Origin of the sequence: Pseudonocardia cypriaca (assembly GCF_006717045.1) — a bacterium.
GTDB lineage: Bacteria > Actinomycetota > Actinomycetes > Mycobacteriales > Pseudonocardiaceae > Pseudonocardia > Pseudonocardia cypriaca.
Genome location: NZ_VFPH01000003.1, coordinates 899,797 through 914,799, shown reverse-complemented (window position 1 = coordinate 914,799; position 15,003 = coordinate 899,797). Strand labels below are relative to the sequence as shown.

The following is a 15,003-nucleotide window of genomic DNA, read 5'->3' as shown; positions in this document are numbered from 1 at the left end:
GGATCACGACCGCCGCGCGCGCCGATCGGGGATCGGCGTTGCCGCGATCGCGCCGCCGCTGACGACCCCGGTGGAGCGGCCGGACCGAGGGCAGGCCGCTCCATCGGGGGTTCAGGTCGAGGCCGTCAGCACCCCGCGTCGGGCCAGCAGACCGATGATCAGGGCGCTGACGGCCGGCACGGTGGCGAGCACCAGCCACGGCACCGCAGGCGCCGCCACCGCCGGGTCCAGCAACGCGCCCACCACGGTGCTGCCGCCGAGGACGGCGAGCCCTCCGGCCGAGGACAGCACCCCGAAGTAGACGCCGAGCCGTCGCTCCCCGGCGAGCCGTGGCACGAGGTCCTGCGCGACGGGAACGGCGAGCATCTCGCCCGCCGTGAGCAGCACGACCATGGTGACGGCCGGCCACAGGGGGGCAGCGGCCGTGGATCCGGGCAGCAGCACGGCGATGGCCACCGTGAGAAACGACCCGGCCATGAGCCCGAAGCCCAGCACGATGGCGCGAGCCGCGCCGATCCGGCGGCCCCAGCGGGTGGCCGACAGCTGGCCGATGATCACCATCACGGAGGCGAGCACGAAGAGCCATGCGAGGGCGGCCTGGCTCCCGGTGGCCCTGCGCAGCTCGGCGGGCAACGCCAGGTAGAGCTGGTTGTAGCAGAGCAGGTTGCCGGAGTAGCCCGCTGCGAACACCATGAAGCGCCGGTTGCGCACCACCTCCGCCCAGCCCGCGAGCACGGGCTCGCCTGCGTGCTGTGCGGTTCGGCGCGGCAGCCAGCACAGGTGGGCGAGGCCGATCAGCACGAACACGGCGGCGGCCACGAGGCAGGAGAGCCGGAACCCGGCGACCAGCAGCGCCGCGCCGACGAGCGGCCCGACGACCGTGCCGACCTGGCCGGAGATCGCGAGCATCGCGAACACGTCCGCGCGGGGCGGCCCGCCCGCCTCCGCCTGCTCACCGGCCTCCCGGGCGAGGTACGACTCAACGGCCGGAGAGAACAGGGCCGCGGCGAACCCGGTGAGCAGCGCGCCTGCGAGTACGACGGGGAGGCTCTCGGCCACCCCGAGCAGCACGAACCCGGCCACCCGGAGCGCGCAGCCGGCGAGGACGACGGGTTTGGCGCCGATCCGGTCGGTGAGCGTGCCGCCGACGACGAACAGCCCCTGCTGGCTGAACGTCCGCAGGCCGAGCACGAGCCCGACCACGGCGCCCCCGAGCGCGAGGTCCTCTGTGAGGTGCGTCGCTAGGTAGGGCAGCACCATGTAGAAGCCGATGTTGAAGGCCAGCTGGGTGAGAACGAGGAGCTGCACGACCCGGGGGAGGCGGCCGAAGTCGCGCAGCACCCCGAACCGGCGCCGGACCGGCTCAGCGGTAGCAGTCATTGTCGCCAAGTTGTAGCAGTTGCGACTGTATGGTGACGATGTTGACCCGGGATGCATCTATGCACATGGCCGCACATGATTGACAGGTTGTTCATACCTGCAGATGATCGCTGCGCCCCTCCCCCATCGTGTGAAAGGCCTTCGATGCACGCCCCCCTCCGGCCCCTGTGCACTCCCCTCGCGACGGTGCTGGCGGTGCTCGTGCTCGTGGCGGCGTGCGGCCGAGGGGCGGGTGCCGCGAGCGGGACCCCGGTGCCCGACGGCGAGCTGCGGATCGCCGCGCAGTTCTCCCCGCGCTCGGGGTACGCGATCGACACCGACGACGCGTTCATCCTCACCCAGCTCGGTGCCACGGAGGCGTTGACCAGCGCGGCGGCCGACGGCCGGGTGCAGCCGGCGCTCGCGGAGTCCTGGACGCAGGTCGACCCGCTCACGTGGCGGTTCGTGCTCCGTTCTGGAGTGACGTTCCACGACGGCACTCCACTGACACCTGCTGCCGTCGTCACCGCACTCGGCCACGTGGCCGGGGTGGCGGCTCCGCCACGTGCGCTGCGGGGGCTCGGTCTGACCGTCGTCGAGGACGGTGCGAACGCGGTGCGGATCACCACGGCGCGTCCCGACCCGATCCTCCCGCAGCGGATGAGCAGCCCGAACGCGGCGATCCTCGCCTCATCGGCGTACACCGGTGGCGCGCCGTCCGTGATCGGCACGGGCACCGGCCCGATGCGGCTCACCGCGGTGGAGGGCACCCAGCGGGCCGTCCTCGAGCGGTTCGACGGCTACTGGGGTGGCCGGCCCGCACTCGCGCGGGTGACCGCGACGTTCGTCGACGACCCCGCCGCACGGGCCCTCGCGCTCCGCGCGGGCGACGTCGACATCGCACAGGGGCTGCCCGAGTCGTCGCTCCTGGAGTTCTCCGCGGGCTCCGGGTTCGACGAGCAGACGATCGCCGCCCCGCGCACCGTCTCGCTCCTCATGAACCAGGCCGCGGCCCCGTTCTCCGACGTGCGGATCCGGCAGGCGGTCGCCCGGGCCGTCGACCGGACGGCACTCGCGGAGCAGGCCCTCGCCGGCTCGGCGACGCCGGCGTCCGAGCTGTTCGGTCCCGCGGTCGCGTGGGGCGACCGGGGACCGGCGCCCGCACCCGACGTCGAGGGGGCGAAGGCGCTGCTCGCCCAGGCGGGCCACGGCCCGGACAACCCGCTGCACGTTCGGCTCTGGACCTACCAGAACCGGCCGGAGCTGCCCACCCTCGCCACCGCTGTGCAGGCGATGCTGCGCGATGTCGGCATCGACGCCGAGATCCAGATCGGTGACTACGGCGCCCAGGAGCCGGACCTGCTCGCCGGCCGCTACGACATGTTCATCCTCTCCCGCAGCTACCTCACGGACGTGCCGGACGCGGGCGCCACGTTGCGGAGCGACTACACCTGCGACGGGTCGTACAACATCGCCCACCACTGCTCGCAGGCGTTCGACTCGCTCGTCGCAGGCCTCGACACCACGACCGACGTCGCCGCGCGGCAGGAGGTCTTCCGTGCGGCCGCACGCATCCTCGTGGACGGCGCGGTCGGGGTTCCGCTCGTGCACTCGCTGGAGAACGGCGTCTCCCGGAACGTGACCGGCTATACGGTCGACCCGATGGCGAAGCGCCTGGTGACTCCCCAGCTCGCCATCACCGGATGATCATCCGGCGCCTCGTGTCGGTGCCCGCGGTCGTCCTCGCAGCGTCCGTGCTGATCTTCCTGCTGCCCCGGCTCACGGGCGTGGACACGGTCCGCGCCGTGCTGCGCAGCCGCGTGGCGGAGGCCGAGCCCGACCCGGTGGTCGCCGCGCGGGTGGCGGCCGAGCTCGGGCTCGACCGGCCGCTGCCGGAGCAGTTCCTCCGCTGGTTCGGTCACGTCCTGACCGGCGACCTCGGCTTGTCGTACGCGACCCGGACGCCGGTCGCCCCGCAGCTCGCGTCCGCGCTCGGCGTGTCGGCGGTGCTCACCACGCTTGCGCTCGTGCTCGCCGCGGCGATCGGGATCCCCGCGGGTGTGCACGCAGCCCGCCGCAGGGGCGGGCTGGTCGACCGGGTCGTGACGGTGGCGTCGGTGCTGGGGGTCGCCGTGCCGGAGTTCATCCTCGCGCCCGTGCTGGTCCTGCTGCTCGCGGTTGCGGTGCCGCTGCTGCCGGCGCTGGGATGGGGCAGCCCGGCGCAGGCCGTGCTCCCCGCGCTGACGCTCGCGACGTTCCCCGCGGCGCTGGCCGCGCAGCTCACCCGGGCCGAGACGGCCGACGTCCTGTCGCGCCCGCACGTCGTGCTGGCACGCGCGAAGGGCCTCACCGACGGCGTCGTGCTGTGGCGCCACGCCGCCCGGCTGGCGCTCACCTCCGTCACCTCGCTCTCGGGGCTGTTCTTCGCGGGCCTGCTCAGCGGCGCTGTCGTCGTCGAGGTGGTGTTCGCCGTGCCGGGACTGGGCCGGCTGCTCTACGACGCCGTGATCGGCCAGGACCTGCCGGTCGTCCAGGCCGGGCTGCTCGCCGTCGTGCTGATCGCGGTGCTGGCCGCGCTGGCCGCCGAGGTGCTGCAACTGGCGCTCGACCCGGTCGCCCGCGCGTCGGTGCCGCGATGAGGCGGGCGGACGTCGCCGTGGTCGTGCTCGCGGTCGCGGCCGCGTGGCTGCTTCCGTTGGACGGGTTGGCCACCGACCTCGCCGACCGCTTCGCCGCGCCGTCGCTCGCCCACCCGCTGGGCACCGACCACCTCGGCCGCGACGTGCTCGCCCGGCTGGTCGACGGCGCGTGGATCTCGGTCGGGCTCACCGGGGTCGCCCTGGCCGTCTGCACCGTGCTCGGCACGGCCGCCGGGTTGCTCTCCGGCTACGCGGGCGGCGTGGCTGCCGGGCTCGTGCAGCGGGCCGTCGACGTCCTCGTCGCCATCCCCGCGATCGTCGTCGGGCTGGTCATCGCGGCAGTGGGAGGCCCGGGCACCGGCACGCTGCTGCTCGCCGTCCTCGTCACCGGCTGGTCGCCGTTCGCGCGGCTCGCACACCACCTCACGGTGCGCGAGCGCGCCAGGGAGTACGTCGAGGGCGCGGTGGCGATCGGCGCCGGACCGGTCCGCATCGCCGTGCGGCACGTCCTCCCGAACGCGCTGCGACCGCTCGTGGCGCACGCGTGCCTGCGGTTCGCGAACGTGCTGCTCTCGATCGCCGGGCTGTCGTTCCTCGGCCTCGGCGTGCAGCCGCCGACGCCCGAGTGGGGGGTGATGCTGGCGGAGGGGCGGCAGTTCATGTTCCTCGCCCCGCAGCTGGTGTTGTTGCCGGCCACGGCGATCGTGGCCGCGGCGACCTTCGTCACCGTGCTCGGCCGCCGTTTGGAGCGGCGCTGGGGTAGCACATAAGGTGCTGTTGCAGATTATTGGCGACAGGAGCGCGGGTGGCGACGATCGAGGCGAGCGGCCGCAGGGTGGGGACGGTGCGGCCCGACCTGAAGGAAGCGCTCGGCGCGGTCGGCGTCGTGCCGGCCCGGGTCGACCTGGTGCAGAGCCGCGCCGTGTTCGAGCGCGACGGCGCGGTGATCGTGCCGAACACGCCGACCGACCCCGACGAGCTCGCGATCGCGGCCGCCCGGACCCTCGGCGGCCGGCTCCGCGCGCTGACCGGAATCCGCCCGCAGGGCGGCACCGACAGCCCGGCGCTCGGGCTGCACTCGGACGGCGCGAACGTCGTGGTCGAGGTCCACGGCCGCCGCGTTCCCCTGCGCGAGCCGGACGAGGACTACCTCTACATGCTCTGCTCGTCCCCCGCGCCCTCCGGCGGCGACTCGGTGCTGATCGACGCGTACGCCCTCGTCGACCGGCTCGCCGAGGTCGCGCCGGACCTGCACGGGTTCCTCACCCGCAACGACGTCGACTACTTCGGCGGATGGCGGACGCCGGCCCGGGGGGTGCCGGCGACCCCGCTCGTCCGAAGGCTCGTCGAGTGGACCCGGGGCGGCCGGCGCGTCGTGCGCGCGAGCGACTACGCCGCCCCGGTTCCGCGCGAGCCGCGTTGGGACGAGCACATGGCGTTCCTCGACGAGTACGCCGACGTGCTCGCCACCGCGTTCGAGTGCGCTCCGCGCTTCCGCCTGGAGGCGGGCGATCTACTGGCGCTCGACAACTACCGCTTCCTGCACGGCCGCGACGCGTTCCGCGGAACCCGCGAGCTGCACGTTCTCGCCGTCCGCTCGGCGGACGCCTGGTAGTCGGCTGCGGTGCATCGCGCCTACTGGACGCGCCGCGCGATCGGAGTTGCTCGTCAGTCCATCGTGAACGGGTCGTACTTGATCCGGTCGAGCGGCGTGCCGGCCACCAGCATCCGGGAGACCGTGGCCCGGATCATGGCAGGCGAGCCGCAGACCAGTACATCGTGGTCGGACCACGCCCCGTACCGGGTGACGACGTCGGCGAGGGTGCCGCGCTCGGCCCCGGAGGTGCCCTGGTCGTCCTCGACGACGGGGATGACGTCCAGCCAGGTGTTGCTGTAGGAGAACTTGCGGAGGCTGGTGAAGTCGTAGAGGTCGTCCCAGGTGCGACCCCCGACGAACACCTGGGTGCGGGGTTGCTCCGGCCGCTCGGCGATCTCCTCGAGCAGGGCCTTGATGGGTGCGATGCCGGTGCCGCCGCTGACCATCAGCAGGTCGCGTTCGCTGGCGGGGTCGACGTGCATGCGCCCCATCGGGGGGCCGATGCGCCAGGTGTCGCCGATGCGGGAGTGGGCGACGATGGCGCGGCTCACCCAGCCGCCGTCGACGGCGCGGACGTGGAACTCGAGGGTGCCGTCCTCGCGCGGTGCGTTGGCTGGCGACAGGTAACGCCACAGCCGCGGGCGCTGCGGGGTCTCGATGCTGACGTACTGGCCTGCGCGGTACGGGACGGGCTCGCCCGGCTGGACGGTGATGATCGCGAGGTCCCAGCCGAGGCGTTCGTGCGCGACCACCCGGCCGAGCCACGACGCCGGCCCCCGTTCGGCCTGGGCCGCTGCGCGCATGGCGGTGGACACCACGGCGTAGGCGTCGACCCAGGCGTCGCGTACCGCGGGGGTCCAGATGGAGGGGCCCGCCGTGGTGCCGATGGCGGTGAACAATGCCTCGCCGACCGCCTCGTAGTGCTGGGCGACCACCCCGAACTTGCGGTGGTCGCGCCCGAGCTGCTCGAGGAAGGGCACGAGCTCGTCGGGCTGGTCGATCATCTGCACGACGTGGACGAGCGCGCGCATCAGCCGGCTGCGCTGGACCTCCATGTTCACCGGGAACAGGTCTCGGCTCTCCGGGGCGATCCGGAACAGGGTGGCGTAGAAGAGCCGGCCCATCTCCTCGACCCTCGGCTCGACCTCCGCCCAGGTGTCCCTGATGAGCTGTGCCCGTCCGTGCTCTTCACCGCGCGGCTCACCGATGCTGTGGAGGTCAGCCGTGAGCAACTGTTCAGCGGTCATGAAGGCCGGCTTCTTCCTGCTCGTCGGAACGGGGAGCGCGGACCGGGGTCCGGCGGGCAGTTTATCGCGCGTGACGCCTTTCGGTGACTCTTCAGCGCTCGGGTGGCACGGTGGTGAGGTGGCTCCCCCAACCCAAGCTGTCGTTCAGACCTGCCCGCCGACCGTCCATCGCACCGTCGCGGAGCCGGAACGGTCCGTCGAGTGCGATCCGGTCCCCGGATCGACGGGTGAGCACGCGCTGCAATGCGCTTACGGCACGGAGGCGCGCGCTCGCCGCTTCTACGCCGACCAGGTCCGTGATCGACTGCTGCCGACCATGGTCGCGTTCGTCCAGCGGATGGAGATGGTGTTCGTGGCCTCGGCGGATGCCCGCGGTGAGTGCGACGCGTCGCTGCGCGCCGGGCCTCCCGGGTTCATCCGCGTTCTCGACGCCCGCACGCTCGCGTACCCGGAGTACCGCGGCAACGGGGTGCACGCGAGCCTCGGCAACATCTCGGAGAACGGCCACATCGGCCTGCTGATGGTCGACTTCGAGGAGGACCTCATCGGGCTGCACGTCAACGGCACCGCCCGGATCGTGGAGGCGGAGGAGTTCGCCGAGGCGTTCCCGCAGGTCCCGCCGGACACGGAGAACGGCAGGCGGGCGGAGCGGTGGGTCGTCGTCGAGGTCGAGGAGGCCTACGTCCACTGCCGCAAGCACATCCCGCGCATGGCGCGCGTGCACGAGAAGCGCGAGTGGGGCACCGACGACCCGGGCCGCAAGGGCGGCGACTACTTCCGGGCCAAGGAGACGCCGCGGTGGCGGCCGCGCCCCCACGCCGGTCGCAAGCGGTTCCCGAGCACCACGCACCTGGGCGGGGGCAGCTCGCGGATCCTGCGGCCCCGTTGACGGAAGTTTCACGTGGAACCGGAGCAGCCCGATCAGCGAGCGCGCAACCTGCGTACCGCGCCGACGACCAGCGCCAGCACCCCGAGCAGGCCCAGCACGAGCCACACCAACCCGGCGAAGAGGCCGAAGCCCGTGACCGCCACCGCGAGGAAGAGGAGCAGGCACGCGGCTATGCCCAGGTAGGTGACGCGGAGCGGGCCGTCGGCGCGCAGGGCGGCCAGCACCGCGGGCCGGACCCCGGCGGGGAGGCCGCGCACGGTCCACCAGGCGAGCAGCCCGATCGCCAGCAGCGAGAACCCGGCGGCGGTGCGGGCCGACCAGGTCGGCTCGTCCGGCTGGGCACCCGAGGCCACCACGCACGCGATCGTCGCCGGGATGAAGAGCATCCTCAGCCGCCACGACAGCTTCCAGACCACGTGGGTGACCGTTCGCAGCACGATCGGCATCGTGGGGTCCAGCTCCCCGGCCTCGACGAGGCCGCGCAGCCCACGTGCCAGGTGACCGGTGTTGATGTCGAGCACGGCCAGGTCGTGGCGGGCCATGGCGTTCTGCGGGTCCAGCCGCAGCGCCTCCTCGTAGGCGCGGCGCGCGGTGACCCGGTCGCGGAGCTCGTCGGCGGCGTCGGCGACGAGGAGGTGCGAGAACGCGGACTCCGGCTCGAGCGCCACGGCCTGCCGCGCGGCCTCGTAGGCCTCGTGCTTCCGGCCGGCGCGGACGAGCACCCGCGCGCAGGTTCGGGCGATCTTGGGATCGTCCGGTCGCAGTGATCTCGCCGTGAACGCGGCCTGCACGGCATCGTGGTGCCGCTTCAGGTCGGAGAGCAGCGCGGCCCGGTACTGGTGGAAGTGGGCCTGCCCGGGCGCGAGGGCGATCGCCGCCTCCGCGGCGGGGAGTCCCTCCGCGGGCCGCTCGGCCAGGTACAGCACCCACGCCAGCTCGGCCAGCAGGTCGGGGTCCTCGGGTGAGGTCGCCAACGCCTCGCGCAGCGTCCGCTCCGCGTCGTCGAGCCGGTGGAGCAGGCGCAGGTGCACGGCGCGCTCCAGCGCCGATGCGCTCCCCGCTGCGCTCACAGCCTCTTGTTCTTCCGCAGGTACGCGGCCAGGTCGTCGTACTCGCCGTCGGTGTTGGCGAACGCCACCACGTTGCGGGCGGTGGCGAACCACGGCCCGGTGCTCGGCCGGATCTCCCTGATCGCCGACTCGAGGTCCTTCGTCGTGAGCGCGTGCAGCCGGCCGTCCCGCATCGAGAGCGCGAGCGCGCGCTCGGCCGCGGTGGTGCAGACGTGCGCGAGGTCGGCGCCCGAGAAGTGCTCCGTGAGCTTGACGACGCGGTCGAGGTTCACCTCCGCCACCGGGCGGTCCCGCAGGTGGTAGCGCAGGATCGCGGCACGCGCGGGCGCGTCGGGCGGGAGCACGAGCACCACGCGGTCGAACCGGCCGGGCCTGCGGAGCGCGCTGTCGATGTCCCACGGGTGGTTGGTGGCGCCGAGCACGAACACGCCGTCGTTGTCGGCGGCGACCGAGTCCATCTCGGCGAGCAGCTGGTTGACGGTGTTGCGCATGCTGCTGGAGTGCGCGAGGTGCGAGCGCTTCTGGCCGAGAGCGTCCAGCTCGTCGAAGAACAGCACGCAGGGGGCGCGACGGCGGGCCTCGGCGAAGATCCGGGCGAGGTTGCGCTCGCTCTGCCCGGTGTACATGTCGAGGACGTCGGAGATCCCGACGCTGAAGAAGCTCGCCCCGAGCTCACCCGCAACCGCCCGCGCGATGAACGTCTTGCCGCATCCCGGCGGGCCGTACAGCAGGAGGCCGCCGCTCAGGCTCTTGCCGAACGCCTTGGCGAGCTGCGGGTTGCGCATCGGGCCGAGGAAGGAGAGCTCGAGGCGCTCCTTGACCTGCTGCATGCCGCCGACGTCCGCCAGTCGGATGCCCGGCTGCTCGATGTCCTCGACCACCGGGCTCGGGGCGTCGTCCTCGGCGGGGACCGGCTCCGCGATGTCGGCGACCTCGTCCTCGGCCTGGGCCCAGTCGAACCCGTCCAGCCGTTGCGGCTCGGGCCGGGGAGTGGGCGGAGCGGTCGGGGTGGCCGGAGGGGCGATCGCGGTCGTGAGCCGTTGCAGCAGCGCGAGCGCATCGGCGTTGCCCGGGTCGCGGGCGATCGCCTGGCTGCAGTGCTGCAGTGCCTCGGCGGGCCGCCCGCGCTCGGCGAGGAGGCCGGCCACGTGCAGCCGCAGCGGGACGTCGTCGGGCGCGGCGTCGACCGCGGCGAGCAGGCTGGTGAGGAGTACGTCGTCAGGCATCGGGCCGAGTATCGCTCGCGGGCCGACGCCGTCTTGCGGGGGAGGCGCGCAGGGCGCGAGGGACGAGCGGCCGAGCACCGGAGGAGCAAGACGGGGTCACAGGGCCCGGGAGCCCGCCGGAGCGGAGCGGAGGCAATCAGGCACGGAAGAGTGGCCCTTGAGCGGAACACACTCAACTTTCCTCACGTTGTCACTTTCGACGGGCACGATGGTGCCCGGACGGACCACGTGCAGGAGGAACCGAGGGGATGGATTTCAACCCCACCACCAAGACGCAGCAGGCCATCTCGGCCGCGGCGCAGGCGGCGGCCCTCGCCGGCAACCCGGACGTGGGCCCGACGCACCTGCTCGGCGCGCTGCTGGCCCAGACCGACGGTATCGCCGCGCCGCTGCTCGCCGCGGTAGGCGCAGACGCGGCTGCCGTCCGCAGCGAGCTCACGCAGCTCGGCAACCGGCTGCCCTCGGCGTCGGGCTCCACGGTGAGGGCCCCCGAGCTCTCCCGCGAGGCGCTGGCCGCGATCAGGTCGGCCCAGCAGCTCGCCACCGAGATGGGCGACGAGTACGTCTCCACCGAGCACCTGCTGGTCGGACTGGCGTCGGCTCCCAGCCAGGTCGCCGACCTGCTGCGCCGCCACGGCGCCACTCCCGACGCCCTGCGGGAGGCCTTCTCCAAGGTCCGCGGGTCGAGCCGGGTCACCAGTCCCGACCCGGAGGGCACCTACCAGGCCCTGGAGAAGTACGGCGTCGACCTCACCGAGCGCGCGCGCAAGGGCGAGCTCGATCCGGTGATCGGGCGCGACACCGAGATCCGCCGCGTCGTGCAGGTGCTGTCGCGGCGCACCAAGAACAACCCCGTGCTGATCGGCGAGCCCGGCGTCGGCAAGACCGCCATCGTCGAGGGCCTCGCCCAGCGCATCGTGGCGGGCGACGTGCCCGAGTCGCTGCGCGGCAAGCGGGTCGTTGCGCTCGACCTGGGCGCGATGGTCGCGGGCGCGAAGTACCGCGGTGAGTTCGAGGAACGGCTGAAGGCCGTGCTCAAGGAGATCACCGACAGCGCCGGTGAGGTCGTCACGTTCATCGACGAGCTGCACACGATCGTCGGTGCCGGGGCCACCGGCGAGGGTGCGATGGACGCCGGCAACATGATCAAGCCGATGCTCGCCCGCGGCGAGCTGCGGATGGTCGGCGCCACCACGCTCGACGAGTACCGCCAGCGCATCGAGAAGGACCCGGCCCTCGAGCGGCGGTTCCAGCAGGTGCTGGTCGGCGAGCCCTCGGTGGAGGACACCGTCGGCATCCTGCGCGGCCTCAAGGAGCGCTACGAGGTGCACCACGGCGTCCGGATCACCGACGCCGCGCTCGTGGCGGCCGCCGCGCTGTCCGACCGCTACATAACGGCCCGGTTCCTGCCGGACAAGGCGATCGACCTCGTCGACGAGGCCGCGTCCCGGCTCCGGATGGAGATCGACTCCCGGCCCGTCGAGATCGACACGGTGGAGCGCGCCGTGCGCCGGCTGGAGATCGAGGAGATGGCGCTGGAGAAGGAATCGGATCCGGCGTCCGTCGACCGGCTGGCCTCACTGCGCGCGGAGCTGGCCGAGCAGCGCGAGGAGCTGTCCGCGCTCACCGCCCGGTGGCAGAACGAGAAGCACGCCATCGAGTCCGTGCGCGAGCTGAAGGAGCAGCTGGAAGGGCTGCGCGGCGAGTCGGAGCGCGCCGAACGCGACGGTGACCTGGGCAAGGCCGCCGAGCTGCGCTACGGCCGCATCCCGGCGCTGGAGAAGAAGCTGGCCGAGGCCACGGCCGTCACCGCCCCCGACGCCGACGTGATGCTCAAGGAGGAGGTCGGCCCGGACGACGTCGCCGACGTCGTGTCCGCATGGACCGGCATCCCGGCAGGTCGGCTGCTCGAGGGCGAGACCGCGAAGCTGCTGCGCATGGAGGACGAGCTCGGCAGGCGCGTGGTCGGCCAGGCGGAGGCCGTGCGTGCGGTGTCCGACGCGGTGCGGCGCGCCCGCGCCGGGATCTCCGACGAGAACCGGCCGACCGGGTCGTTCCTGTTCCTCGGTCCCACCGGTGTCGGCAAGACCGAGCTGGCCAAGGCCCTCGCCGAGTTCCTGTTCGACGACGAGCGGGCGATGATCCGCATCGACATGAGCGAGTACTCCGAGAAGCACTCGGTGGCCCGCCTCGTCGGTGCCCCGCCCGGCTACGTCGGCTACGACCAGGGCGGCCAGCTCACCGAGGCCGTGCGCAGGCGCCCGTACTCGGTGGTGCTGTTCGACGAGGTCGAGAAGGCGCACTCGGACGTGTTCGACACGCTGCTGCAGGTGCTCGACGACGGCAGGCTCACCGACGGGCAGGGGCGCACGGTCGACTTCCGCAACACGATCCTCGTGCTCACCTCGAACCTGGGCTCGCAGGCCATCGCCGACCCGGCGCTCGACGACCGGGGCCGCAACGACGCCGTGATGACGATCGTCCGGCAGCACTTCAAGCCCGAGTTCCTGAACCGGCTCGACGACGTCGTGGTGTTCCACGCGCTGTCCACCGAGGAGCTCACCGCGATCGTCGACATCCAGCTCGACCGGCTGCGCGAGCGGCTGGCGAAGCGCAGGCTCAGCCTGGAGGTCACCGACGCGGGGCGGGAGTGGCTCGCGCTCAACGGGTTCGACCCGGTCTACGGGGCGCGGCCGCTGCGCAGGCTGGTCCAGTCCGCGATCGGCGACCAGCTGGCCAGGGAGCTGCTGGCCGGGGAGGTCCGCGAGGGCGACACCGTGCGGGTCGACCTCGACCCCACCGCAGAGGGCGGCACCGGTGCGCTGATCGTCGGCAGGGGACTGCCCGTCACCATGGGCTGACCGTGATCGGGCCGGGCGTTCGAAGCCCGGCCCGATCATGCGTGGCGTTCCGGCTTGTCGGGCCCCTACCGGGCTACGCTGCTCGACCGTGGGTCTTTCGTCGACGGTGTGGTTCGTCATCGCCGTGATCGCGCTGTTGATCGGCGCCGCCTTGCTGCTGGCCGACAGCCGTCGCGGCTCGGGGGCGAAGGACCGGAAGCGGTGGGCCGCCCTGCGCGGCTGGGAGTTCCTCGACACCGATCCGGTGCTCCCCAGCCGCTGGCGCTACGGCACCATCCACCAGGGCGGACCCGGTGTGGCCCGCAACCTGATCAGCGGGGACGTGCCCACGCCGGACGGGCCCCGCATGGCGTACGTGTTCGACCACGAGCAGGCCGGGCGGCTCACGTCGATCCTGGTGGCGGTGCAGCTTCAGGAGCCGCTGCCGGCCGCGGTCGAGCTGCGCCTCCCGTCCGCCCCGCTGCCCGACGACGCCGGGCTCGACCTGCTCCAGCCGGTCGGCGAGCGGTACGCGTTCGTCTCGGACGCCGCCGCGGTGCGTCCGCTGCTGACGCCCCGGCTCGCCACCGCGGCCGACACGCTCGGCGACGACGTCGAGCTGCTCTGGGCCGAGGAGTCGTGGGTGCTCGCAACCGCGCCGCTGAGCTCGAGCGCCGAGCGGGTGCAGGACCTGCTCGCCGACCTCGCCGAGTTCGCCACCGCGCTCGAGCAGGGGCTGGGGGTCCGCCTCCGCAAGGAGTCGTGATCCCGGGTCAGTAGGGTCGGCACGTGCCCACCGCATTGATCACCGGCGCGACATCCGGGATCGGCGCCGCGTTCGCGGCGCGGCTCGCCCGGGACGGCCGCGACCTCGTTCTCGTCGCCCGCGACGGCGACCGGCTGGAAGCGGCCGCGGCCCGCCACCGCGAGCGCGGGGTGACCGCCGAGGTGCTGGTGGCCGACCTCAGCACCGTGGAGGGCCGGGAACGGGTCGCGGCGCGGCTGGCCGACCAGGACGCCCCGGTCGACCTGCTGGTCAACAACGCGGGCGCCGGGCAGCGGCAGCCCTTCCTGAAGGCCGACCCGGCCGCCATCCTCGGCCAGCACGACCTCAACGTCACCGCGGTGCTGCAGCTGACGAGGGCCGCCCTGCCCGGGATGGTCCAGCGGGGGCGCGGAGCCGTGGTGAACGTGGCGAGCATGCTCGGCCTGGTCACCGGCAGCGGCTCGACCTACACGGCGGAGAAGGCGTGGGTGACGGTCTTCACCGAGGGCCTCGCCGCCACGCTCGCCGGCACCGGCGTGCGGGCGATGGTGCTGTGCCCCGGGTTCGTGCGCACGGAGTTCCACGAGCGTGCCGGGATGGACATGGGCGCGCGCCGCGGCCTGCTGTGGCTGGAGGCGGAGCGCGTCGTGGAGGAGTGCCTCGCCGACCTGGCGAGGGGGAAGGTGGTGTCCGTGCCGAGCCCGCAGTACAAAGCGCTCGCCGTGCTCGTCGACCTGCTGCCGCGGCCGGTGCTGCGCCGCGTCATGGCGGCGGCCGAGCGGGGCAGGGGGCGGCGATGAGCACGGCGGACACGGAGCGCGAGCAGCTGGCCGCGCTCGTCCGCGAGCTGGGTGTCGTGCACGAGCGGGTCACGTTGTCCTCCGGCGCGGAGGCCGACTACTACGTGGACCTGCGCCGGGTCACGCTGGAACACCGGGCCGCCCCGCTCGTCGGGCGCCTCCTGCGGGTGCTCACCGCCGACTGGGAGTACTCCGCGGTCGGCGGCCTCACCCTCGGGGCCGACCCCGTGGCGGATGCCGTGCTGCACGCCGCGGCGGCCGAGCGGGCCGTCGCGCCCGAGACGCCGCCGGTGGACGCGTTCGTCGTCCGCAAGTCGACGAAGCAGCACGGGATGCAGCGGCTCATCGAGGGACCGGACGTCGCGGGCCGCCGGGTGCTCGTCGTTGAGGACACCTCTACGACCGGCGCCTCGGTGCTCACCGCCGTCCGCGCGGTGCGGGAGGCCGGGGCCGAGATCGCCGGCGTCGCGACCGTCGTGGATCGCGACACCGGAGCCCGTGAGGCGATCGAGGCCGAAGGTGTGCCCTACCGCGCACTGCTCGGCCTCGCCGACATCGGCCTGGCCTGAC

At 73.2% G+C, this 15,003-nt stretch carries 13 protein-coding genes; 9 read left to right on the top strand and 4 right to left on the bottom strand.

Features of this window, described 5'->3' with window-relative positions; all coding sequences use genetic code 11:
• Window positions 1-111 precede the first annotated feature (111 nt).
• A complete protein-coding gene (locus FB388_RS36080) occupies window positions 112-1,380 on the bottom strand; it encodes an MDR family MFS transporter (protein WP_142107146.1) in 1,269 nt (422 codons plus the stop codon).
• A 144-nt stretch (window positions 1,381-1,524) separates the two neighbouring features.
• On the opposite strand from FB388_RS36080, the gene FB388_RS36075 reads away from it, so the two are divergent.
• Genes FB388_RS36075 through FB388_RS36060 form a run of 4 tightly spaced genes read left to right on the top strand, consistent with a single transcriptional unit; the run spans window position 1,525 to window position 5,613 of the window.
• The gene (locus tag FB388_RS36075) at window positions 1,525-3,066 is read left to right on the top strand and encodes an ABC transporter substrate-binding protein (protein ID WP_142107145.1); all 1,542 of its coding nucleotides are present in this window, start codon (window positions 1,525-1,527) and stop codon (window positions 3,064-3,066) included.
• Window positions 3,063-3,998: an ABC transporter permease gene (locus FB388_RS36070; protein ID WP_142107144.1), complete on the top strand. Its 936-nt coding sequence runs from the start codon at window positions 3,063-3,065 to the stop codon at window positions 3,996-3,998. Before FB388_RS36075 ends, FB388_RS36070 begins: the two co-directional genes overlap by 4 nt.
• Window positions 3,995-4,768, top strand: coding sequence for an ABC transporter permease (locus FB388_RS36065; RefSeq protein ID WP_142107143.1), 774 nt, complete (start codon window positions 3,995-3,997; stop codon window positions 4,766-4,768). Before FB388_RS36070 ends, FB388_RS36065 begins: the two co-directional genes overlap by 4 nt.
• Window positions 4,769-4,803: 35 nt before the next feature.
• Window positions 4,804-5,613: a TauD/TfdA family dioxygenase gene (locus FB388_RS36060; protein ID WP_170225994.1), complete on the top strand. Its 810-nt coding sequence runs from the start codon at window positions 4,804-4,806 to the stop codon at window positions 5,611-5,613.
• A gap of 53 nt (window positions 5,614-5,666) precedes the next feature.
• Here FB388_RS36060 and FB388_RS36055 read toward each other — a convergent pair whose 3' ends face one another.
• Window positions 5,667-6,842 (bottom strand): globin domain-containing protein, encoded by a 1,176-nt coding sequence (locus FB388_RS36055; RefSeq protein WP_142107141.1) that lies wholly within the window; start codon window positions 6,840-6,842, stop codon window positions 5,667-5,669.
• A 118-nt stretch (window positions 6,843-6,960) separates the two neighbouring features.
• Here FB388_RS36055 and FB388_RS36050 point away from each other — a divergent pair, with 118 nt between their 5' ends.
• Window positions 6,961-7,731, top strand: coding sequence for a pyridoxamine 5'-phosphate oxidase family protein (locus tag FB388_RS36050; RefSeq protein WP_246122709.1), 771 nt, complete (start codon window positions 6,961-6,963; stop codon window positions 7,729-7,731).
• A 32-nt stretch (window positions 7,732-7,763) separates the two neighbouring features.
• On the opposite strand, the gene FB388_RS36045 is transcribed toward FB388_RS36050, so the two are convergent.
• Both FB388_RS36045 and FB388_RS36040 read right to left on the bottom strand, forming a co-directional pair.
• The gene (locus FB388_RS36045) at window positions 7,764-8,801 is read right to left on the bottom strand and encodes a tetratricopeptide repeat protein (RefSeq protein ID WP_142107139.1); all 1,038 of its coding nucleotides are present in this window, start codon (window positions 8,799-8,801) and stop codon (window positions 7,764-7,766) included.
• The gene (locus tag FB388_RS36040; RefSeq protein ID WP_142107138.1) at window positions 8,798-10,027 is read right to left on the bottom strand and encodes an ATP-binding protein; all 1,230 of its coding nucleotides are present in this window, start codon (window positions 10,025-10,027) and stop codon (window positions 8,798-8,800) included. Before FB388_RS36040 ends, FB388_RS36045 begins: the two co-directional genes overlap by 4 nt.
• A 248-nt stretch (window positions 10,028-10,275) precedes the next feature.
• On the opposite strand from FB388_RS36040, the gene clpB reads away from it, so the two are divergent.
• From clpB to pyrE, 4 genes are all read left to right on the top strand, one after another.
• On the top strand, window positions 10,276-12,888 hold the full coding sequence (gene clpB, locus FB388_RS36035; protein ID WP_142107137.1) for an ATP-dependent chaperone ClpB: 2,613 nt from the start codon (window positions 10,276-10,278) through the stop codon (window positions 12,886-12,888).
• Between the two features lie 88 nt (window positions 12,889-12,976).
• A complete protein-coding gene (locus tag FB388_RS36030; protein ID WP_142107136.1) occupies window positions 12,977-13,633 on the top strand; it encodes a type III secretion system chaperone family protein in 657 nt (218 codons plus the stop codon).
• Between the two features lie 23 nt (window positions 13,634-13,656).
• On the top strand, window positions 13,657-14,433 hold the full coding sequence (locus FB388_RS36025) for an SDR family NAD(P)-dependent oxidoreductase (RefSeq protein WP_142107135.1): 777 nt from the start codon (window positions 13,657-13,659) through the stop codon (window positions 14,431-14,433).
• The gene (pyrE, locus tag FB388_RS36020) at window positions 14,430-15,002 is read left to right on the top strand and encodes an orotate phosphoribosyltransferase (RefSeq protein ID WP_142107134.1); all 573 of its coding nucleotides are present in this window, start codon (window positions 14,430-14,432) and stop codon (window positions 15,000-15,002) included. Before FB388_RS36025 ends, pyrE begins: the two co-directional genes overlap by 4 nt.
• Window position 15,003: the final 1 nt, after the last annotated feature.